Below are 21,588 nucleotides of genomic sequence, written 5' to 3' on the forward strand. Positions count from 1 at the left end.
AGGTAAGTCGCACCTTTTCAGCTTTGTGAACGGAGGCATGATCGATGATCAAAATCCTTGGAATTTCCGGCAGCCTGCGTGCGCAGTCGTACAACACCGCATTGCTGCGCGCGGCACAGGCGGACGCTGGTCCGGAGACTCGCTTTGACATCGCCACCCTGCATGGCATCCCGCTATACGATGGCGATCTGGAGGAGCGTGAAGGCTTGCCAGCCGCGGTCGTGGACCTGCGCAAACAAGTCATGGCGAGCGATGGCTTAATCTTCGCCACGCCCGAGTACAACAATGGCATTCCCGGCGTCTTCAAGAACGCCATCGACTGGCTCTCGCGGCCCCCGAGCGATATTCCCGCGGTCTTCGGCAATCGCCCGGTAGCGGTCATCGGTGCTTCTGCCGGCGGCTTCGGCACGGTGCTGGCGCAGAATGACTGGCTGCCGGTGCTGAAAACCCTGGGCACGCGCCACTATAGCGGCGGCCGTTTGCTGGTTGCGCGTGCTGGCCAGGTTTTCAATGCGCAAGGCGAGCTCACCGATGCCGACCTGCAGGCGCGGCTGAGGGCGTTCGTCGCAGGCTTCGTGGCGTTTGTGGAAGAAAGCACGCGCACTAGCTAAGCTGGAGCGCGAGGTGGCGCCGCAGCAGCTGCACCATCCGCAGGCCGATATTGCAAGCCGCCATAATCCGCAATGGCGGCTACCTACGCGGCAATCATGGCGCTTGACGGCCGGCTACCGCTGGGCGGAAGAAACCACAGCGAGCGGAGACAGGAACGGATATGTTTGGGGCGGTCGCGTACGTGCGCAATGCCGGCCTGAATTTCGCAGCGCTGGCGACCCTTGCTGCCGGCGCGCGCAGCCAGACCGGGGTGGCGCTTGGCATGCGGCACAACGACCACGCCAGGACCCCGCCGGACTGAACCGTTACGCTCCCCGTGCTGGGTCTAACCGGCACCACCGTGCAACACAGCATTGCGCCGCGCATAGGCAAAGTAGATCACCAGCCCCAGCACCAGCCACACCAGGAAGGCGGCCCAGGTCAGCGCCTGCAGGTGTGCCATCAGAAACAGGCAGAAGCCGATCGACAGCAGCGGCACCACCGGCACGCCCGGGCAGCGGAACGCGCGCGGCAGTTCGGGCCGGGTCTTGCGCAGCACCAGCACCGCCACCGAGATCAGCGTAAAGGCGGCCAGCGTGCCGATATTGATCAGCTCCGCCAGCACCTTCAGGGGCACGAAGGCGGCAATCGCGGCAAACACCACACCGACGGTCCAGGTGGCGAAATACGGCGTGGCATGGACCGGATGCACCGACGACAGCCGCTCGGGCAGTAACCCGTCGCGCGACATCGCAAAGATCACGCGGGTCTGGCCGTAGGTCATCACCAGGATCACCGTGGTCATGCCCAGGATTGCGCCCAGGTCGACAAAGCCCGCCACCCAGTTCTGCCCGGCAAACTGCAGCGCCAGCGACACCGGATGGTCGACGCCGGCGAACTTCGCGAACGGCACGATGCCGGTCATGATCGCCGCCACCACCACATACAGCACCGTGCACACCGCGAGCGAGCCGATGATGCCGATCGGCAGGTCGCGGCGCGGGTTGCGCACTTCTTCCGCGGCCGAGGTCACGGCATCGAAGCCGATGAAGGCGAAGAACACCAGCGCCGCCGCATTGAAGATGCCGGTAAAGCCGAACGGTGCGAACGGCTGCCAGTTGGCCGGCTGCACGTGCCACACGCCCACCGCGATAAACAGCAGCACCACGCCGATCTTCACTGCCACCATCAGGTTGTTGACGCGCGCGGACTCGCGCACGCCGTAGGACACCACCCAGGTGATGGCCAGCATGATCAGGCACGCCGGCAGGTTCAGCACGGTGTGCACGCCCGGCACCGAACCCGGCGCCGCGCTCAGCGCCGCCGGCAGCTTCATGCCGAAGCCCGCCATCAGCGACTGGAAATAGCCCGACCAGCCCACCGACACCGCCGACGTCGCCAGCCCGTATTCGAGCAGCAGGTCCCAGCCGATCATCCATGCGACGATCTCGCCCAGCGTGGCATAGCTGTAGGTATAGATCGAGCCCGACACCGGGATCGCCGAGGCGAACTCCGCGTAGCACAGCGCGGCAAAGCCGCACGCCAGCGCAGCGATCACGAACGACACCGTCAGCGCCGGCCCGGCGGTCAACGCGCCGGTGCCGGTCAGCACGAAGATGCCGGTGCCGATGATGGCGCCGATGCCCATCAGCACCAGGTCGACCGGACCCAGCACCTTCCTCAGGCTGGCGACGTGCCTCTGCGCCAGCATGGCGTCAATGTCCTTGGTTCGGAACAAGCTCATATAGGGATCTCCTGCATGGGTTATGCCGCGCGCTCGCACGTCTGCGCGCCGGAGATGGCGGCGAGGCATGCGGTGCGATGGCATTCGGGACACGTGCCGTCGGGTAGACGGCACGGGCTTGCCGGCACGCAGGTCGCGCGCCGGTCCCGGTAATTTTTGGGGAGTTGCCCAGGCCGCTCAGGCGGCAGGGACGGGCGTCGAGCCAGATCGACGCGGCGAGGGCTGCCCGCCGATTCCTTGCTCGCCGCCAGAGTCGATCACGCCGGTTTCATTCGACGTGATGCACCCATCCGAACGGGTCGGCGATGCTGCCGCGCTGGATGCCGGTCAGCAAGGAACGAAGCCGTTGCGTGACTTCACCTTCGCCGCCGTTGCCGATCGTGAATTCCCCGCCGGCGTGACGCACCTGCCCGATGGCGGTGACTACCGCGGCCGTGCCGCAGGCGAACGTTTCCTTGACCCGGCCACTGGCCGCATCGGCGCGCCACGACGCGAAGTCGTATGGCGTTTCGTCGACCGGAATCCCCTCGTGCCGCGCCAGTTCGATGATCGAAGCACGGGTAATGCCCGGCAGGATCGTCCCTTTCAGGGGCGGCGTGCGCAGCGAGCCGTCGTCCATCACGAAAAACACATTCATGCCGCCGAGCTCTTCGATCCAGCGGTGCTCGGCAGCGTCAAGGAACACGACCTGGTCGCAGCCCTTGGCCGCGGCCTCGGTCTGTGCGATCAGGCTGGCGGCGTAATTGCCGCCGCATTTGGCGGCGCCGGTGCCTCCCGAAGCCGCACGGGTGTATTGATCCGATACCCACACGGTCACCGCCGACTTGCCAGGCTTGAAATACGGGCCTACCGGACAAGCGATCACGCAGAATATGTATTCGGCCGCGGCCCGCACCCCGAGAAAACTCTCCGAGGCGAACATGAACGGCCGCAGATAGAGGCTACCCTGGCTGCCCGGAATCCAGGCGCGGTCAATATCGACCAGCGCTTCCACGGCTTGCAGGAATGTGGCCTCGGGCAGGTCCGCCATCGACATGCGCGCCGCGGAGGCGCGAAAACGCCTTGCATTCTCCTGAGGTCGGAACAGCGAGATCTTGCCGTTCTCGCCACGGTATGCCTTCATGCCTTCGAAGATCTCCTGTGCGTAATGCAGGACTGCGCAGGCGGGATCGATCTGGAAAGGACGGCGTGCTTCGACCTTGGCGTCATGCCAGCCGCGACCTTCGGTCCAGCGGATCGTGACCATGTGATCCGTGAAAACGCGACCGAAGCTGGGGTTTTCCAGCCTGGCGGCGATCTGATCGGCGGGGGTGGGGCCGGGATGAGGCTCCGTAACGAACTGCAATGGATTGTCGGTGCTCATGCTTCAGTGCTCGGGGGAGGTTGGGCCATATGGCCTGGCCGCCGCGGTAGCGTGACCGGGCGGATGCGCTACAAGGGAGAACTGGTCGGCTAAAGCGGGAGTGGCGCGCTATCGCCGCGTTGCGGCTTCGTGCGGGTGGGCGGGCAGGGTGGCATTCACGATGTCTGTCTCCGGATGCTTTTATTTGTCTGGAGGAGTGTAAGAAGCGGCCGCAGCGCCGTAAATTCAAGAATTCCAACATCTGGTATCTTCAAAACGAATAACGGGCGACGGGTTTTGATCGCCAGGAATTGCTGCCTTCCACTTACCGATCTTGCAGGCTGCGCCACCCCAACCATGTCTCATCAAGACCAGATTCTCCTCTGCAAGCGCTGCCTGCCCGGGCGCTCCGGCAGGCCAGGCAGCGGACGCCGCACTTGGGCATGGGCCGGCCGTGCGCTGATGCTGCTTCTGCTGGCGGGCATCGGTGCCTGCGGGTCGCTTGCCCACAATGTCCCCCGCAATCAGCCTCAGGCGGCGGATGCCGGCGCAACCGTACCCCTGCGCGAACCTACCGACGTGGTCGGGCCGACTACCATCGCCATGGCGTTCTCCGGTGGCGGCACGCGGGCCGCGGCCTTCGCCTTCGGCGCGCTGCAGGGGCTGGACGCCCTGAAACGCCCCGGCGGCGCGTCCTTGCTCGACGACGTTGCCTTTGTCAGCAGCGTGTCCGGCGGCTCCCTCACCGCCGCGTACTACGGCCTGCACGGCAAGGACAGCCTGGCGACGTTCCGCTCGGTGCTGCTCAAGGACGGAGAGGCCCGGCTGCGCTTCAGCCTGCTGAATCCCTTCAACCTTGCGCGCCTCTTTGCCGGAGGACTCAACAATCGGGAAGATCTCCAGGCATGGCTGGACCAGGACGTCTTCAAGGGCGCCACGTACGCCGACATGTTCCGCCGCGGCAAGCCGCTGGTGTGGATCAACGCCACCAACGTCTATTACCGGGTCGCGTTTCCGTTCAGCCAGCTGGCATTCGATGCGCTTTGCAGCGATCTCGCGAGCTTTCCCGTCTCCGAGGCCGTCGCCGCCTCCATGGCGGTGCCGCTGTTCTTCGCGCCCATCGTGCTGGAAAAGCATCCCGACGCATGCCGCGCGCCGCTGCCCAGCCTCGACCACGCCCAGGCGCCGGGTCAATCGCTGCTGCTTGGCGCGCTGGCGGTCGCGGTGCGCGGCCACCGGGATCTGTCGAAGGGCAAGTACATCAAGCTGGTCGACGGTGGTGTGACGGACAACTATGGCCTGGCCACCATTTTCCAGTCCCGACTGCTGCTGGGCACGCCTTACGGACCCATGAGCGAGAACGACGCGATCAAGGTGCGGCGGCTGCTGTTCGTCGTGGTGGACGCGGGCCAGGGGCCGCGTGGCGACTGGAACCAGAGCCAGGACGGCCCGTCGGGAATCGAAGTCGCCAACGCCTCGATCGACGCGGCCATGGCCACCAACGTGCGCATGAGCTATGACGCCTTCGTCCCGATGATGCGCCAGTGGCGCAACGACCTCGTCGCGTACCGGTGCGCGATGCCGTTTGCCCGGCAGCAGGCGATTGCCGAACGCAGTCCAGGCTGGCGCTGCGACGACGTCGAGTTTTTCGTCACACGGCTGGCCTTCGACGCCCTTGACAAGGCGCGCGCTGCAAGCCTGAACGAGCTGCCGACCCGGCTTCGGTTGCCCGAGAAGGATGTCGATCGCCTGATCGAAGCGGGCATGGATGCGGTCCTGGGCAACCCGGTGATCCGCGAGTTCGAGCGCGAAGCCAACGCAGTCCGATAGGCGCCGGCGGGAATGCCATCGTGCCGCACGATTGGTGCCGGCGCGGTAACAGTGCGTGTACCGCGGCGGCACTACCGGTGCCACCGTCCCACGGCTACGATTTGTTGCAAGCGGTACCCGGGTGACATCGGGCGCGGGTCCGCCGGGCATTCCCGCCATCTCAGCAGGAGAAATCATGACGCAACGACTCAACTACTTCCAGCAATCCCCGGAGCTGTCCAAGAAGCTCATGGAGCTCAACAGCCTGTTCCAGGGCACCACCATCGAGCAGCACATCCGCGAACTCGTCGAGATTCGTGCGTCGCAGCTCAACGGCTGTGCGTTCTGCGTCGACATGCACATCAAGATGGCAAAGATCCATGGCGAGCGCGAGCTCCGGCTGCATCACGTGGCGATCTGGCGCGAATCGCCGCTGTTCTCGCCGCGCGAGCGCGCCGCGCTGGCCTGGACCGAGGCCCTGACCCAGCTGCCCGCGCACGGTGTGCCGGACGATGTCTACGAGCGCGTGCGCACGCAGTATTCCGAGAAGGAGCTGTCCGACCTGACTTTCCTGGTGGGCGCCATCAACACCTGGAACCGGCTGAACGTAGCGTTCCGCATCGTGCCGGGTTCTTCCGACAAGGCCTTCGGGCTGGACAAGGCCAACCTGGAGTAATGCCATGAAATGGTCGATTGCCATGGCGGCAAGCCTGGCGCTGCTGTCGGCGCCGCTGGCCAACGCCGCGCCGCCGGAGGTGGTGGTCCAGTCGCTGACCACCAAGGCACTGCCCGACTACGCGGGCAAGGAAGTCCAGATGATCACGGTCGAGTACCCGCCCGGCGGCTTCGACCCGGTGCACCGCCATGACGCGCATGCGTTCGTCTATGTGCTCGAAGGCAGCATTGTGATGGGCGTGAAGGGCGGCAAGGAAGTTACGCTGAAGGCGGGCGAGACTTTCTATGAAGGCCCCGACGATCTCCACACCGTCGGCCGCAATGCCAGCAAGACCAAGCCGGCCAAGTTCGTCGTGTTCCTGCTCAAGAAGCAGGGTGCGCCGATCTTCACCCCGGCGAATTAGCGCAGACGTTTCGCTGAAAGCGCTGATTACGTCGGTGACGCTATTCGCGGCTCGGCACGTATGTTGACGACTGGCCGAAGATCCAGCTCAGTGCCAGGCCGGCGGCAAAGGCGTCCTTCTGGCGCACCAGCGGGCTGCTCTCGAAGCGGGCGCCGTCGAGCCGGTCGTAGCGGACGAAGGCGCCGAACCAGACATGGCGGAATCGCCTGGACAACGAAGCCAGCGCCGTGCTGCCGGAATAGCCACCCTGGGCGATATAGGCCGGACGCGCGGCGGTCGCGAATTGTTCTTCGACCGAATAGAAATACTGGTTGTAACGCGCGGTCGAGAACAGCGGCCCCGCCATCAGGCCCAGGTTCCAGCCGGGCAGGCCGCCGACGTTGGCAACGTCGAGGTTCAGGTGCGGCGAGAAGATCCAGCCAATCGCCTTGGGCGACGACTCCACCGTCACGGCCAGCCGCACCGGAAGGCGCAGGTCCAGCCTGGTCCGGTCCTCGGCGGACCGCCACAGCGTGAGCGCCAGCGAAGGACCGATCTCAACGGCGGTCTTGAGGTCGGGCATGCCGCGGCGTGCCTCATCCTCGCTGCTTTCGACCGGGAGCGAGATGCCGAGGCTGACATTGATCTCGATCCGGTCGCTGTCGAACAACTTGCCGCGCACCCCGTTGCGGTCTGCCCGCAAATGCTCGCCGCGGTAGACAAAGTAGGGCACCGGAAACAGCAGGTTGGCGCGTGCGTCCGAGCCGCGGTAGTGCGGCAGGGTAATGCCGCCGAGGCCCAGCCCGGCTTCCCACAACGGCCGCTCGATGTCGTCGAAATCCTGCGCCCCGCAGGTCATGGCGAATGCCGCGGCAATGGCCGGCAGCGCGCGGTAGCGCTTGCGCAACCTCGTCACTGGCAAGGCATGCCGTGGCCGGCTGGCGCAATGCCGGGTTCGCATGGCGTGGCTCCCTGGGAATTTCGTGGCGTGGCGGGAAAACAGCGGCAGGACGAAAACCAGGGAGAGTATAGCCAGAGAGTGGCTGCGCGCGTCTATCGGACGGAGCGTTTTCCGGGCGGCACCATACCAAGCTTGTTGGGCCGGATGCGGACCACAGGCAGCCTCACCCCCGTGACCGATCCTTGACGAACAACGCCGTGACCATGCCAAGCACGCACAGCGCCACCACATAGTGCGCGGGCGCCAGCGGGTCGTTCTTCAGCATCAGCGTCACCACCATCGGCGTCAGGCCGCCGAAAATCGCATAGGACACGTTATAGGAGAACGACAGCCCCGAGAACCGCACCTGCGCCGGGAACGCATTGACCAGCACGAACGGCACCGCGCCGATGGTGCCGACCAGGAAGCCCGCCAGCGCATAGAGCGGCAGCAGCAGGTCGGGGCGGGTGAAGATGGTGGTATAGAACGCGTAGGCGCAGACTGCAAGCAGCAGGCCGCCGAAGAACAGCGTGCGGCGCGCGCCGATGCGGTCGGCCAGCGCGCCCGAGACGATGCAGCCGACCGTCAGGCACAGCGTGGCCACGCTGTTGGCGACCAGTGCGGTGCGCGCGTCGAAGCCATACAGCTTCTGCAGGAAGGTGGGCGTCATCAGGATCACCACCACGATGCCGGCCGACAGCATCCAGGTCAGCAGCATCGATACCGCGACGCTGCCGCCGTGGTTGCGCATCACCGACTTCAGCGGCATCTCCGCCGCCAGCGCCTTGCGCTGCTGCAATTCGGCAAAGACCGGCGTCTCATGCAGCCAGCGGCGCAGGTACATCGAGGCGATGCCGAACACGCCGCCGATCAGGAACGGCACGCGCCAGCCGTAGTCGGTCAGCTCGGTCGGGGTGAACACGGTGTTGATGCCGGTTGCCACCAGCGAGCCGAGCAGGATGCCGGCGGTCAGCCCCGCGGTCAGCGTGCCGCAGGCATAGCCGACATGGCGCGCGGGAACGTGCTCGGAGACGAAGACCCAGGCGCCCGGCACTTCGCCGCCGACGGCCGCGCCTTGCAGGATGCGCAGCACCAGCAGCAGCACCGGCGCGGCCAGCCCGATCGACTGGTAGGTCGGCATCAGTCCCATCAGCAGCGTGGGCACGGACATCAGCAGGATCGACAGCGTGAACATCTTCTTGCGGCCGAGCAGGTCGCCGAAGTGCGCCATGATGATGCCGCCCAGCGGACGCGCCAGGTAACCGGCCGCGAAAATGCCGAAGGTCTGCAACTGGCGCAGCCAGTCCGGCACTGAAGGCGGAAAGAACAGCTGGCCGATCACCGTCGCGAAGAACACGAAGATGATGAAGTCGTAGAATTCGAGCGCGCCGCCCAGCGCGGCGAGGGAGAGGGTCTTGTAATCCTGGCCGGTGAGCGCGCGCGCGCCGGCGCGCGGCGTGCCGACACCCGCGGCGGTACTGCTGGTGGTAGACATGGAATGGACTCGCATGGAAGAGAACGCATGCGAAGCGCGCAGCACGGAATAACGTGATGGGTGTGGCCGGAGGGTACAGCGCAGGAGAGGCAGGCACGACGCGGCGGGTAAGCCACAGGCTTGCGACGGGACGCTTCGCAAAGGACGTAAAGATACCAGATCGGCGCATGCCCGTTGCGCGGTCAAGACCGGCGCGGTGCCAGCGTCGGTCACGCGCAGAGCCGCGCCCGGCCCAATTTCTTTGCTTTGTCCTTAACCGTTGCCATAATGTCGAAAAATGTGAAATCCGGGGCACAAAGCAGCGTGCAGCGCCGGATTGCGGGGTCGGAATTTCTGGAACGTCATGGCATTCAAGCAATCCATCCAGGCGGCAGCCACGGTGGCTGCCACGCCGCGCGGCCGGCTGGCCGTGCGCATTGCGGGCGGCGTGGCGGCGGCGCTGGCGGTGTTCGGGCTGGCCGGGTATTTCGGCGGCCCGCCGCTGATCAAATACCTGGTCGAGAAGAACGCGACCGAGGCGCTCGGCCGCAAGGTCACGCTGGGGCAGGCGCAGGTGCGTCCGTTCGAACTGGCGGCCACGCTGACCGACCTGACCATTTACGAGCGCGACGGCAAGACGCCGGCGCTGACGCTGGGCGAGGCGCAGGCCAATACCTCGCTGGCCTCGCTCTGGCACCTGGCGCCGGTGGTGGACAACCTGCATGTCGACCGCCTGGCCGTGCACGTGGTGCGCGGTGCCGACGGCCGCATGAGCTTTGCCGATGTGCAGGAGAAGTTCGCGGCGCTGCCGCCCAAGCCGGCCGATGCCGAGCCGGCGCGCTTCTCGGTGAACAACATCGCGGTAACGGGCAGCAGCCTGCGCTATGACGACAAGCTGCTCGACACCACGCTGCGCGTCGACAACCTGACGCTGACGCTGCCGTTCCTGTCCAACCTGCCGCACGACGTCGAGATCGTGACCCGCCCCACGCTGAGCGCCCAGGTCAACGGCACGCCGCTGGCGCTGGACGGCGAGGTGCTGCCCTTTGCCGATTCGCGCCAGACCCGGCTCAACGTCAACCTGGACGGGCTCGAGGTGGCGCGGATGATGGCGTTCGCGCCGGCTTTGCGCGATGCCGAGGTCAAGGCCGGCAAGCTCGATACGCGCCTGACGGTGGCGTTCCGCCAGCAGAAGGACACGCAGGAGATGGTGGTGATGGGCACCGCCGCGCTGCGCGAGGCCGACGTGCGCACGCGCGCCGGCCAGCCGCTGATCCGCAGCGGCAAGCTGGCAGTCGATATCGCCAGGCTGGAGCCGCTGGCGCATCGCGCGCAGCTGCGCAGCGTCGAAATCGAAGGGCTGGCGGTGGAGGCGGCGCGGCGCGCGGACGGCTCGCTGAACCTGGCCACGGCTTTCCTGCCGCAGGCGGTGAGCCGGTCCACCGATGGCGTGGCGCCGGCACCCGCGCCGGCGTCGGCCCCGGCTGCCGCTTCGGCTACACCGGCCACACCGGCCGCCCCCGCCGCCCCTGGAACGGCCGCGCCCAAGGAGGTGCCGTGGCGCTATGCGGTCGACCGCATCGTCATCAGGCAGGCGCGGCTGGGCTTCGAGGACGCGCTGGCGCCATCGGGGCCGGGCAAGCTCGCGCTCGGGCCGCTCGATGCCGAGGTCAAGGGCTTTGCCGGCACCGACGGCGACAAGCCCGTGCGCGTCGAGGCCACGCTGACGGTGGCCGAGGGCCAGACCCTGCACCACACCGGCGACTTGCTGCTGCGCGACGGCTCGATGGCCGGCACGCTGGAAACCACCGGGCTGCGGCCGCAGGGGTTTGCCGCCTGGTGGCCGCGCGAGCTGCGCAGCCAGTTCGGCACCACCGCGGTCAATGCGGAACTGCATTACCGCATGGCGTGGGGCACGCCGCAGTTCCAGTTCGTGCTGGAAAAATCGCGCCTGGAACTGGCGCCGCTGTATGTCGCCACGCGCGAGCCGGTAGTGATGCCGGCGGCCGCCGCAGCGCGCGGCAGCGAAGCCAAGGCGCAGGCCGGAGACCGGCCGCGAGGCGCCGCCCGCCGTGCGCGCGAGCACGCCGGCGATCGCAGCGGGGACAGAGATGGTGCCGGGGCGCCGCTGCTGCAGGCCCAGAAGCTGGTGCTGGACGAGATCCAGTTCGACCTCGCCAAACAGACCTTTGCCAGCAGCCAGGTCACGCTGGCGCAGCCGCAGATCGCCGCCACGCGTGACCATCGCGGCGAGTTGATCGAGCTGGCGCGGCTGTGGGCGAGCGAATCCGCGCAGCAGGCGCGCGCCGCGCCGCGGCGCGCGGCGCCGGCCAGCACCAACGGCGCCAATGCGGCTGCCAGCGGCGGCGGCTGGAAGGCCAATATCGGCAAGGTCGTGGTGGAAGGCGGCAGCGCCCGCCTGGCGGACTACCAGCCGGCCCAGGCCAACCGTGGCCGGCCGGTGATCCACCAGTTCCGCAATATCGGGCTGACCACCGGCGCGGTGGCCTGGCCGCTGACGCCGGCGGCGGTGCCGCTCAAGCTGCATGCCGAAACCGGCCGCCGTGGCGTGATCGGCGTCGATGGCACGGTGCTGCCGGCGCTGCCGGCCAGCCGTCTGCAGCTGGACCTGCGCCAGGTCGACGTGAGCCCGCTGCAGCCTTACCTGGCGGACCGCTTCAATGCCGCGCTGCGCAGCGGCACGCTCACGGTCAAGGGCAGGCTCAATGTCGATGCGCCCACCGGCAAGCCGCTTGCCGCGCAATTCAACGGCAACGTGCAGACCGGCAACGTGCGCACGGTGGACCGCGTCAGCGGCGACGACTTCCTGCGCTGGCGCTCGCTGGCGGTGTCGGGCATCGACTTCGCGATGGACGAGAGCAAGGGGCCGATGCGCGTGAGCCTTGGCAAAATCGCGCTGTCCGACTTCTACGCCCGCGTGATCCTGAACGCCAACGGCCGCCTGAACCTGCAGGACGTGCTGGCCGGCGGCGCCGAGAAGGGCGAGGCCGCCCCCTCCACCAGCCTGACCCAGGCCAACCCGGCCTCGGCGCCTGCCTCGGCGTCGGCCGCGCCGGTGCAGGCCGGCGACACGCGCACGGCCCAGGTCGAGCAGAAGCCGGGCGGGCCCAAGCCGCAGATCCGCATCGGCGGGGTCTCGGTCGACAAGGGCAACATCAATTTCTCGGACTTCTTCGTCAAGCCCAACTACACCGCCAACCTGACCGGCATGAAGGGCTCGGTGTCCAAGGTGTCGTCGGGTGATCCCACCCCGGCCGACCTGGTGCTGGACGGCCGCATCGACGACGACGCGCCGGTCAATATCAGCGGCAAGCTCAACCCGCTGGGCGAGCAGCTGTACCTCGATATTGCCGCCAAGGCCGCGGGAGTCGAGCTGACGCGGCTCACCCCCTATGCCGCCAAGTACGCGGGCTACCCCATCACCAAGGGCAAGCTGACCGTCGACGTGGCCTACAAGATCGAGAACGGCAAGCTCGATGCGCGCAACCACCTGTTCCTCGACCAGCTGACCTTCGGCGAGCGTGTCGACAGCCCCGATGCGACCAAGCTGCCGGTGCTGCTGGCGGTGTCGCTGCTCAAGGACCGCAACGGCGTGATCGACGTGAACCTGCCGGTGTCGGGCTCGCTGTCGGATCCCGAGTTCAGCATCGGCGGCGTGATCGTGCGCGTGATCGTCAACCTGCTGACCAAGGCGATCACCTCGCCGTTCTCGCTGATCGCCTCGGCCTTCGGCGGCAGCGGCGAGGAGCTGGGCTATGTCGAGTTCGCGCCCGGCACCGCCACGCTGACGCCGGCGGCGAAGGACAAGATCGCCAAGCTGGGCCAGGCGCTCAATGACCGGCCTTCGCTGCGCCTGGAAATCAGCGGCCGCATCGATCCCGCCACGGATGAGGCCGGCGCCCGCCGCGCCTGGCTGGATGCACGCGTGGCCGAGCAGAAGCGCCGCGAGCTGCGCGACAACGCCAAGGCCGGGGCCGAGGCCGGCGACGACGAAGCCGGCGAGCAGGGCGCCGAGATCAAGGTATCGAAGGCCGAGTACCCGAAATACCTGGAGCAGGTCTACAAGCGCACGTCGATGAAAAAGCCGCGCAACTTCGTCGGCTTTGCCAAGACCCTGCCGCCCGAGGAGATGGAAAAGCTGCTGATGGCCAACGCCACCGTGACCGAGGCCGACCTGAAGCGCCTGGCCGAGCAGCGCGCACTGGTGGTCAAGCAGGCGCTCGAGCGCGAAGGCAAGGTGCCGGAAAGCCGGCTGTTCCTGACCGCGCCCAAGCTCAGCGCCGAGGGCCTCAAGGACAAGGGCACGCCCAACCGCGTGGACTTTTCTATCCGCGGCTAGCCCGGGTGGCGGTGCCGCAACCGGCGGCGCCGCCACGGGGCCCTGCACCGAAAACCGGTATGATTCGGCCCGGACAATCCGTTCCATCGCCGAATCAGGAGTGAATTTTGCAGCAGGAGCCAATGGAAGCCGCCGTCGCCTACAAGACGTGGGTGTGCGTGATCTGCGGCTGGGTGTACGACGAAGAGCAGGGCTGGCCGGAAGACGGCATCGCCCCCGGCACGCGCTGGGAGGACATCCCCGATGACTGGCGCTGCCCGGAATGCGACGTCGGCAAGGGCGAATTCGCGATGATCGAGCTGTAACGGCGCACGCACTTCTCCGTTGGTTTCTCTTCTGGCGGGCTCACCCCTGAGCCTGGGCCACCATAGCCGCAAGCAGCACGTTGGCACTCGCCTTCGGGAGACGCTCGCCACCTCAGCGCTACGCGCGCGACCGGTGGGAATACCGTCGGCTTCGGTACTGACCCACATCCAGCCGCCGCTCTCCGTTGCCGTCCTTGCCCGCCGTCGCGCGCCTTGCCCGGCAGGCGGCCTGCCGATGTGCTGTCATCCGCGCCATCCTCCACGCCTCATGATCGCTACCCGGTAACACTCCGGGGGAAGCTCACAAAGGCAGGATCGCAAAGCTCCTCACAAAGCGGCTAGTGGCGCACTAGCCCGACTTGATCCCCATCCGTCCCTCTCGGCGTAGTCGCAAAAACGCACATCGGGGAAAACACTGGCTTCCCCTGTGGGCCTTCGTTGGCTAAATTAGTTAAACGATTTCCAAAGAGAAAGCCTCAGCAAGACCGAGGAAATTAGCCAACCTGAAAGAGGTGAGGGGAGATGAAAGGTAAATGTTTAACCGGCTTGGCTGCAATGGGCGTCGCCCTGAGCGTGCAAGCCCAGTCTAATGTGACGGTGTGGGGCCGCGTCGGTGGCGGGGTGGAGTACCTCAGCGGCATCAAGACCGGTCCGAATACCACGGGATCGCGAGTGGCGGAAGGCAGCCACTGGGGGACAAGCATCTGGGGCATACGCGGCAGCGAAGACCTGGGCAATGGCAATCAGGCACTTTTCTCGCTGGAAGGCGCGTTCGCTTCTGACACCGGTACCCAGGGGGGCGGAAAGCTGTTTCAGCGTGCGGCCTGGGTCGGGCTCAAGAATGAAAAGGCTGGCTTCCTGCGACTGGGCCAGGGAAATTTCATCAACAACTATATTTGGGGCTACGATCCCTTCTTGCTGGAGGACTATTCAGCTTCCACGTTCACCAACTATCGCAACGGCGTGAAGCTGGCGAATGGCATTCGCTATGAGGCACCATCGTTTGGCGGTCTGGAGTTCGCCGCACAGTTGAACCTGGGCGAGGGTCTGAATGGCTTCCGCTCGGGGCCTGCCGACCCGGTCGTGCAAAACGGCATGGCCTGGGGCGCAACGATTGCCTACCGGCAGCCGACTTGGGAAGTTCGTGCCATCTACAACGAGCTCAACAACAAGGACGGCAAGATGGACAACCTGTTCATCGCGTCTCGCGAGCTCTTCCTCGGAGGCAAGGCCCGATTTGGCCGGGCATTGGTACAGGCCGCCTGGGTCCATTACACCGCGCCTGATACTGCCGCAGGCTTGTCGAACCGTGCCGATCATCTGTGGGCGGGCCTGACCTACGATGTGACGCCGCGCTTCCATGCGCAAAGCGCCATCTATTCGATGAAGGTTGGCAAGGGCAGCTGGACATCCGACCATGATGGTGAAGGTCGCGGCACGATGCTGGCAATCGGCGCCATGTATGACCTGTCCAAGCGCACTTTCCTCTATGCGAACGTCGCCCACGTGTGGAACAGCGCCAATGCCAACTTCTCTGTGCGCCCCACGGCGCCAGGGTATGGGAATCCGATCACTGGCAACAGCACAAGAACGTTGCCGGGCCGTGGGCAGACGGGCGCCTTCGCGGGCGTCATGCACAACTTCTGAATCCCGATCATGCAAGCCAAAGGGGGTAAACACTTAGCCTGGAGAACTCTCCAAAGCCCTTCGACCGTATATCATTCGCTCATCAGGTTAAACGTTTAACAAAAATTTTCGAGCGAACCGGGACAGGCCTGTCTGGCTGTCCCGCCAGTTCGCCGCATCTGTGGAGGAAGACATGAAGCGTCAACTTATCCCAGGTCTGCTGGGAAGCTTGCTGGGCATTGCGACCGCTACGGCGATTGCAGCGCCCGTCGAATTGAACATCAGTGCCTGGAAGGGCGGGGCGGCTGAACCGGCAGCGGTTCCCGAACTGATTGCAAAGTTCGAGAAGGAAAATCCCGACATCAAGATCAAGTTCGATTACATCGCCCGCAACGACACCACGACGATTCTGTCTTCGCGTCTGCAGGGTGGCTCCGCGCCCGACGTGATGATGGTGGACCGCCCCTTGATGCGCCAATGGGCGTCGGCAGGTCAACTGCTGGACCTCAGCGGCGACCCGGCCATCAGCCGGCTGTCCGCGGATGTGAAGCCGCTGGCCCAGCTCGGCGGCAAGACGTTCATGATGCCGATGGAGATCGTTGGCATTGGCCTGTTCGCCAATCTGGACCTGTTGAAAAAGGCGGGTGTCGAACAGGTGCCGACCACCATTGGTGAAATGAAGGCGGCTTGCGGCAAGCTCCGCGCCGCAGGTATCACGCCGCTGCTGTTGCCGGCCAAGGATGGTTGGGCGCCTGCCATGCTGGCATTGTCCATGGGGCTTGCGCCAAGCGTGAAAGCGAATCCCGCTTTCGTCAGCGAGGTCGTTTCCGGCAAGCAGAAGTTCTCGGCAAGCCCCAACTTCAGGCAGGCCGTTGCCTCGGTGAAGGAACTGGCTGAAGCCAAGTGCTTCGATCCGAAGCTCAACGTTGGCATTGACCCGTGGGGACTTGGCCTGACCGAGTTCACCGCGGGTCGCGTAGCCATGATCCCGCAGGGTGCGTGGAGCATTCAGAAGATGACGGTGGATGGCAAGGCTGTCAACTTTGCGTTCGCGCCGTTGCCAGGACTGGAGGGCGGCAAGGCGAGCGGCATTGACATGTTGGGCACGGCCTGGGCGATCAATGCTTCCACGAAGAATGCCGCGGCGGCCAAGCGCTGGGTGCAGTTCTGGACCAAGGATGAGAATCTCGGCAAGTTCCTGCAGGCAGAGGCCGCGTTCAGCCCGTTTGCAGATGGCGCAATCAGGCTGCCCAAGTCGGCACAGCTCTACGCTGACGCGCGCAAGGCCGGCAACACGGTGCCGCATCCAAAGGGGGATGTGTCAGCAGCATTCATTCAGGAAGTGCAGAAGAGCATGACGGCGTTCCTGTTGAACATCAACCAGGATGCGACTGCCGTACTGGCCCGCTGGGACAACGCGCCCCAGCAGCAATAGACCATCGCTCTCACGTGGCGTTGATGCCACGGACGTTCGTGGCATCAACGATGCAGGAATGATATGAGTAAAAAGCACCACTTGCTATGGTTCGCGGCCCCGGCGCTGTTGCTGTACGCAGTCTTCGGGATCTATCCGCTGATCAGCGCCGTGAAACTGAGCTTCACCAGTTTCGCAGGCGTGGGGGAGCCGAAATGGATCGGCTTGAAGAACTATTTCGAGATCCTCATGGATCCCGCTTACCTCACGGTACTGAAGGTCACGCTGGCATATACGGTCATTGTGGTTACGGTCCAGAACCTGCTTGGGCTCTTGTTTGCCGCCTTGCTGTTCTCAGTGCCAAAAATCCGCAGCGGCGCCCGTGTGGCGATGCTGGTTCCGAGCATGTACTCGGCGGTGATCGCAGCCTTTGTCTGGCAGTACATCTACTCCCCGCTGGGCGGTGGCCTCAATGAAATCCTGAAGGCGGTCGGGCTGGCCGACTACCAAAGCACCTGGCTGGGCGAGCCATCGATTGCGCTGTTCTCTGTGGCAGCCGTCCAGATCTGGATGTACGTGGGGTACTCGACGGCCATCTTTCTCGCAGGCTACCTGAGCATCCCCGCCGAACTGCATGACGCGGCGAGGATTGATGGCGCCAATTCCTGGCAACGCTTTGCGAGGATCGACGTGCCGCTGTTGGCGCCATCGTTCACTGTGAACATCACGCTGAGCACCATCGGCACGCTCAAGAGCTTTGAGCTTCCGCTCGTGCTGACGCAGGGGGGGCCGGACGGTGCGACGACAACGCTTGGCCTGCAGATTTTCAACAGCCTGTTCAACGATTACCGCTTTGGCTTCTCCAGCGCATTGTCCATCGTCATGCTGCTGATGATCGTTTTCATTGCCTACACGCAGAACTGGTTCTTGCGCAAGCGGGAGCAATCCGTATGAGCACCACCACCTTACCGCATGTCGAGGGACGTTCCCGCGGCCGCACCCTGATCAGCTTGCGAGGCATGTCCGGAATGTTCCGCTCGGCCCTGGCGGTCGGTATTGTCGCTGTCATCCTGCTGCCGATCTTCTACATGCTGATGATGTCGGTTCGCTCTGGCAGCGAGATTGCCGCGGCTCCGCTCGGGTTGCCCAGGGGATTTCACTGGGAAAACTACGTTCGGACATTCGCTGCCATGAATTACTGGCGCAGCGTAGCCAACACGCTGGGGATCACCGTCGTAGTCACGGTACTGGTTTCCCTGCTTGCCTCGATGGCGGCCTATCCGCTGGCCCGCATCCGCGGTGCGATCTCGAGCCTCCTGTACATGGTGCTCACGCTGGGCCTGACCATTCCGATGTTCGTGAGCCTGACCCCGATTTATCTGCTGTTGCGTGACCTGGGCCTTCTCAACTCGTATGCCGGGATCATCCTGGCCTACACCGTTCTCAACTTGCCGCTCGGGGTGTTCTTCTACGCGAGCTTTTTGAAGAGCGTGCCGATGGAACTGGAAGAAGCCGCGGTGCTCGACGGCTGCACGCCGTGGCAGGTGTACCGCTACATCATCCTGCCCTTGCTGCGGCCGATCACCGGCACGTTGGCGATGTTCGTCACGCTCCACGTCTGGAACGATCTTGTCTATCCGCTGCTGTTCCTGTCGGATCCTGAGAAGTTTCCGATCACCGTTTCCGTGTTTCGCTTTATCGGCACCATGGACGTGGACCCGACCAAGCTGTTCCCCGCTGCAGTGATGGGGACCCTGCCGCTGCTGATCATGTTTCTCGTCCTGCAGCGCAGGATCGTGGCCGGCATTACCGCAGGTGCCGTAAAGGGGTAAGCCATGGGTGAAATGCACTACAACCTGACCGGGCGCATCGTTGTCGTAACCGGAGGCGGTGCCGGCATCGGCCTCGGCATTGTCAAGGTCTTGGCCGGGCAAGGCGCTCGGGTTGTGATGGCCGAATGCAACCCGGCCGGCCGACAGGTTGCCGAGTCTCTCAGAGATGCGGACCTCGACGTGAGGTGGGTGCCGTGCGATGTCAGCGACCCGCTAAGCATTGAAGACCTGTTCTCGCTCGTTTCACGCGAGTACGGTGGCGTCGACGGGCTCGTCAATAACGCCGGGCTGACGATCCATGAGGACTTTTTGGAGGCGAGCCTGGCGAACTTGCAGCGCATGATCAACACGAATCTGCGCTCGGTGTTCCTGTGTACCCAGCAGGCCGCGCGTTTGATGAAGGACGTTGGCCGAGGCGGCGCAATCGTCAATCTGTCGTCGAACCACGCCGGTGCGAGCATGGAAGGCTTCGAGGGCTATGCGGCGACCAAGGGCGGGATTTGCGCAATGACTCGCGCCATGGCCTGGAGCCTGGGGCAGTACGGCATCCGGGTGAACTCGCTGAGCCCGGGCCTCACCTCGACTGATCACATCAGCCAACTGATGCAGGACCGGCCGCAGCTCCAGCGCTTCTATCCGTCATTGCATGCCACGCGCCGTATCAACGCTCCGGAGGACGTAGGCCAGATCGCGGCGTTTCTGATTTCGGATGCCTCGATCGGCATCACCGGTGCGGACCTGCTGGCGGACAACGGCCTGTCGGCGCATCTATTCAACCGCCACGAAGACTGAATATGAAGATCGCAAAGCTTGAACTGTTTCGGGTAGCACCACGCTGGCAATTCCTGAAGATTGAAACCGATGAAGGCGTGTCCGGCTGGGGCGAGCCCATTGTCGAAGGGCGTGCGGAAACGACGGCGGCCGCGGTCGAGGAACTCTCCGACCATCTGATCGGCAAGGACCCCAGGCATATCGAGGACCTGTTCCAGGTAATGTACCGCGGTGGCTTCTATCGCGGCGGCCCCGTACTCAGCAGTGCCATATCCGGCATCGAACAAGCGCTGTGGGACATCAAGGGCAAGGTGCTAGGCATTCCCGTCTACGAACTTCTGGGCGGGCCGGTGAGAAACAAGGTCAGGCTCTATGCGCACGTACGTGGAGACTCGCCCGAGGAATACGCCGCCAACGCGCGCCAGCTGGTCGAGGCCGGTTATACCGCGCTGAAAATGGGAGTGGTCGCTGAAACCGATTGGGTTGAGCGGCCCGCTTCGATTGACGCGGCCGTTGCCAGGTTTGCAGCGGTGCGCGAAGCAGTGGGGCGCGACGTTGGGGTGGGCATCGACTTCCATGGGCGTGTACGCCGTCCGGTGGCGAAAGTCATCGCAAAAGCGATAGAGCCATTCGACCCGATGTTCTACGAGGAACTGCTATTGCCAGGAAATACCGATGCCCTGCGCGAAGTGGCGCGGACCTGTGCGGTGCCGCTGGCCACCGGTGAACGGATGTTCACCCGCTGGGAATTCAAGTCCGTGCTGGCAGAGGGCATTGTGGACATCATCCAGCCCGATGTCAGCCATGCCGGAGGCATCTGGGAGATGCGCAAGATCGCCGCCATGGCAGAGGCCTACGACGTTGCGGTGGCGCCGCACTGCCCCTTGGGTCCGTTGACGTTGGCGGCTTCCCTGCAGCTCGATTACTGCACGCCCAACGCCTTTATCCAGGAGCAATCCACCAACGTCGCCTATCACGCGGACAGTGAGAACGCCATGTTCCGCTATCTGCATGGCAACCCGTTCGAGTTCCGGGATGGTTTTGTTGCCCGCACGGCAAGCCCGGGGCTGGGCGTGGAGATCAATGAGGAAGCGGTACGGGAAGCGGCCGTGACCGGCCATCGCTGGCGCAACCCGGTATTCCGCCTTGAGGACGGCTCGATCGCCGAATGGTAAGGCACGGGCGCTAACGAACAGGGAATTGACATGGCAAGAGTTGCACTGCAAAAACTGGGCAAGCGATATGACGACGGTACGGAAGTCATTCGCAATGTCAGCCTCGATATCGAGGACGGCGAGTTCATGGTGTTTGTCGGACCGTCCGGCTGCGGCAAGTCGACAATGCTCCGGATGCTCGCGGGCCTGGAGGACATCACGCAAGGGGACCTCACCATCGGCGAGCGGCGTGTCAATGACGTCGCACCGTCCAAGCGTGGTGTCTCCATGGTGTTCCAGAGCTACGCGCTGTATCCGCACATGACGGTGTACGAAAACATGGCATTCGGCCTCAAGCTTGCCGGCGCGAGCCGGGACGAGGTGGACCGCCTGGTGCGGCAGACGGCGGAGACCCTCAAGCTCACGCCGTTGCTCGGCCGCCGGCCGAAGGCACTTTCAGGCGGCCAACGCCAGCGTGTCGCCATTGGCCGCGCCATTGTGCGCAAGCCAGACGTTTTCCTGTTTGACGAGCCGCTATCCAACCTTGACGCTGCGCTGCGCGTGCAGATGCGTATCGAACTGGCGCGGCTCCATAGCCAGCTCAAGGCCACGATGATCTATGTCACGCATGATCAGATCGAGGCCATGACGCTCGGGGACCGCATCGCCGTCTTCAACGGCGGTGTCATCGAGCAGGTCGGGCGGCCGCTGGAACTGTACAACCGCCCGGCCAATCGCTTCGTCGCTACGTTCCTGGGATCGCCCAGCATGAATATCATGCCTGCCGATTTTTCCGTTGCGGCGGACGGCGTGCGCAAAGCCACCATCGGCGCAGTGACATCGTTTTCGCTTGGCCAGGGCGAACGGCGTGTGCCAGAGGCGGCGGGTGCCATCGGGATCCGGGCCGAGCATATCGAAATGGGACCAGCCGGTAGCCTCGACGTGCCGGGCCGCACCCGGCTCGTCGAACACCTGGGAGAGATGGCCATCGCTTACGTCGAGATTCAAGGCCACAGCGAACCCATCGCGGTGAAGCTCAAGGCGGAGGAAGGCGACATCCAGATTGGCCAGAATGTCGGGCTGCGCTTCCCGCCACAGCACGTCTTTGCTTTCGAGGCGAATGGGACGACGGTCTATTGATGACGGTTCCGACGTGGGTAGACATAAG

General features: G+C 64.7%; 18 protein-coding genes. 14 read left to right on the forward strand and 4 right to left on the reverse strand.

Features of this window, described 5'->3' with window-relative positions; all coding sequences use genetic code 11:
- Positions 1-44 precede the first annotated feature (44 nt).
- Both LIN44_RS26180 and LIN44_RS26185 read left to right on the forward strand, forming a co-directional pair.
- Positions 45-611 (forward strand): NADPH-dependent FMN reductase, encoded by a 567-nt coding sequence (locus tag LIN44_RS26180; protein ID WP_227315150.1) that lies wholly within the window; start codon positions 45-47, stop codon positions 609-611.
- A gap of 161 nt (positions 612-772) precedes the next feature.
- On the forward strand, positions 773-913 hold the full coding sequence (locus LIN44_RS26185; RefSeq protein WP_227315151.1) for a hypothetical protein: 141 nt from the start codon (positions 773-775) through the stop codon (positions 911-913).
- Positions 914-937: 24 nt separating this feature from the next.
- Here LIN44_RS26185 and LIN44_RS26190 read toward each other — a convergent pair whose 3' ends face one another.
- Together LIN44_RS26190 and LIN44_RS26195 are read right to left on the reverse strand one after the other, a co-directional pair.
- Complete coding sequence (locus LIN44_RS26190) at positions 938-2,335, reverse strand: amino acid permease (RefSeq protein ID WP_227315152.1); 1,398 nt, start codon at positions 2,333-2,335, stop codon at positions 938-940.
- Positions 2,336-2,603: 268 nt separating this feature from the next.
- Positions 2,604-3,698: a branched-chain amino acid aminotransferase gene (locus tag LIN44_RS26195; protein ID WP_227315153.1), complete on the reverse strand. Its 1,095-nt coding sequence runs from the start codon at positions 3,696-3,698 to the stop codon at positions 2,604-2,606.
- Between the two features lie 441 nt (positions 3,699-4,139).
- Between LIN44_RS26195 and LIN44_RS26200 the strand changes: the two genes are divergently transcribed.
- From LIN44_RS26200 to LIN44_RS26210, 3 genes are all read left to right on the forward strand, one after another.
- Positions 4,140-5,507: a patatin-like phospholipase family protein gene (locus LIN44_RS26200; protein WP_227315154.1), complete on the forward strand. Its 1,368-nt coding sequence runs from the start codon at positions 4,140-4,142 to the stop codon at positions 5,505-5,507.
- Between the two features lie 175 nt (positions 5,508-5,682).
- Positions 5,683-6,162: a carboxymuconolactone decarboxylase family protein gene (locus LIN44_RS26205; protein ID WP_227315155.1), complete on the forward strand. Its 480-nt coding sequence runs from the start codon at positions 5,683-5,685 to the stop codon at positions 6,160-6,162.
- Between the two features lie 4 nt (positions 6,163-6,166).
- On the forward strand, positions 6,167-6,565 hold the full coding sequence (locus LIN44_RS26210) for a cupin domain-containing protein (RefSeq protein WP_227315156.1): 399 nt from the start codon (positions 6,167-6,169) through the stop codon (positions 6,563-6,565).
- A 40-nt stretch (positions 6,566-6,605) separates the two neighbouring features.
- Here LIN44_RS26210 and LIN44_RS26215 read toward each other — a convergent pair whose 3' ends face one another.
- Complete coding sequence (locus LIN44_RS26215; RefSeq protein WP_227315157.1) at positions 6,606-7,505, reverse strand: MipA/OmpV family protein; 900 nt, start codon at positions 7,503-7,505, stop codon at positions 6,606-6,608.
- 163 nt (positions 7,506-7,668) lie between these two features.
- On the reverse strand, positions 7,669-8,979 hold the full coding sequence (locus LIN44_RS26220; protein ID WP_227315158.1) for an MFS transporter: 1,311 nt from the start codon (positions 8,977-8,979) through the stop codon (positions 7,669-7,671).
- A 343-nt stretch (positions 8,980-9,322) separates the two neighbouring features.
- On the opposite strand from LIN44_RS26220, the gene LIN44_RS26225 reads away from it, so the two are divergent.
- From LIN44_RS26225 to LIN44_RS26265, 9 genes are all read left to right on the forward strand, one after another.
- Positions 9,323-13,318, forward strand: coding sequence for a DUF748 domain-containing protein (locus LIN44_RS26225; protein ID WP_227315159.1), 3,996 nt, complete (start codon positions 9,323-9,325; stop codon positions 13,316-13,318).
- A gap of 107 nt (positions 13,319-13,425) precedes the next feature.
- Entirely contained in the window at positions 13,426-13,623 is a 198-nt protein-coding gene (locus LIN44_RS26230; RefSeq protein WP_018008339.1) for a rubredoxin, read from the forward strand.
- Positions 13,624-14,178: 555 nt separating this feature from the next.
- Positions 14,179-15,270, forward strand: coding sequence for a porin (locus LIN44_RS26235; protein ID WP_227315160.1), 1,092 nt, complete (start codon positions 14,179-14,181; stop codon positions 15,268-15,270).
- Between the two features lie 172 nt (positions 15,271-15,442).
- A complete protein-coding gene (locus LIN44_RS26240) occupies positions 15,443-16,684 on the forward strand; it encodes an ABC transporter substrate-binding protein (RefSeq protein WP_227315161.1) in 1,242 nt (413 codons plus the stop codon).
- Positions 16,685-16,747: 63 nt separating this feature from the next.
- Positions 16,748-17,617, forward strand: a complete 870-nt coding sequence (locus LIN44_RS26245) for a carbohydrate ABC transporter permease (protein ID WP_227315162.1) — start codon at positions 16,748-16,750, stop codon at positions 17,615-17,617.
- Positions 17,614-18,495 (forward strand): carbohydrate ABC transporter permease, encoded by an 882-nt coding sequence (locus LIN44_RS26250; RefSeq protein ID WP_227315163.1) that lies wholly within the window; start codon positions 17,614-17,616, stop codon positions 18,493-18,495. The genes LIN44_RS26245 and LIN44_RS26250 overlap by 4 nt, the downstream gene beginning before the upstream one ends.
- Positions 18,496-18,498: 3 nt before the next feature.
- Positions 18,499-19,287, forward strand: coding sequence for an SDR family NAD(P)-dependent oxidoreductase (locus tag LIN44_RS26255; RefSeq protein WP_227315164.1), 789 nt, complete (start codon positions 18,499-18,501; stop codon positions 19,285-19,287).
- A gap of 2 nt (positions 19,288-19,289) precedes the next feature.
- Positions 19,290-20,441, forward strand: coding sequence for a galactonate dehydratase (gene dgoD, locus LIN44_RS26260; RefSeq protein WP_227315165.1), 1,152 nt, complete (start codon positions 19,290-19,292; stop codon positions 20,439-20,441).
- A 30-nt stretch (positions 20,442-20,471) separates the two neighbouring features.
- Entirely contained in the window at positions 20,472-21,560 is a 1,089-nt protein-coding gene (locus tag LIN44_RS26265) for an ABC transporter ATP-binding protein (RefSeq protein WP_227315166.1), read from the forward strand.
- Positions 21,561-21,588: the final 28 nt, after the last annotated feature.

This window comes from Cupriavidus sp. MP-37, assembly GCF_020618415.1.
In the GTDB taxonomy this organism is placed as follows: Bacteria; Pseudomonadota; Gammaproteobacteria; order Burkholderiales; family Burkholderiaceae; genus Cupriavidus.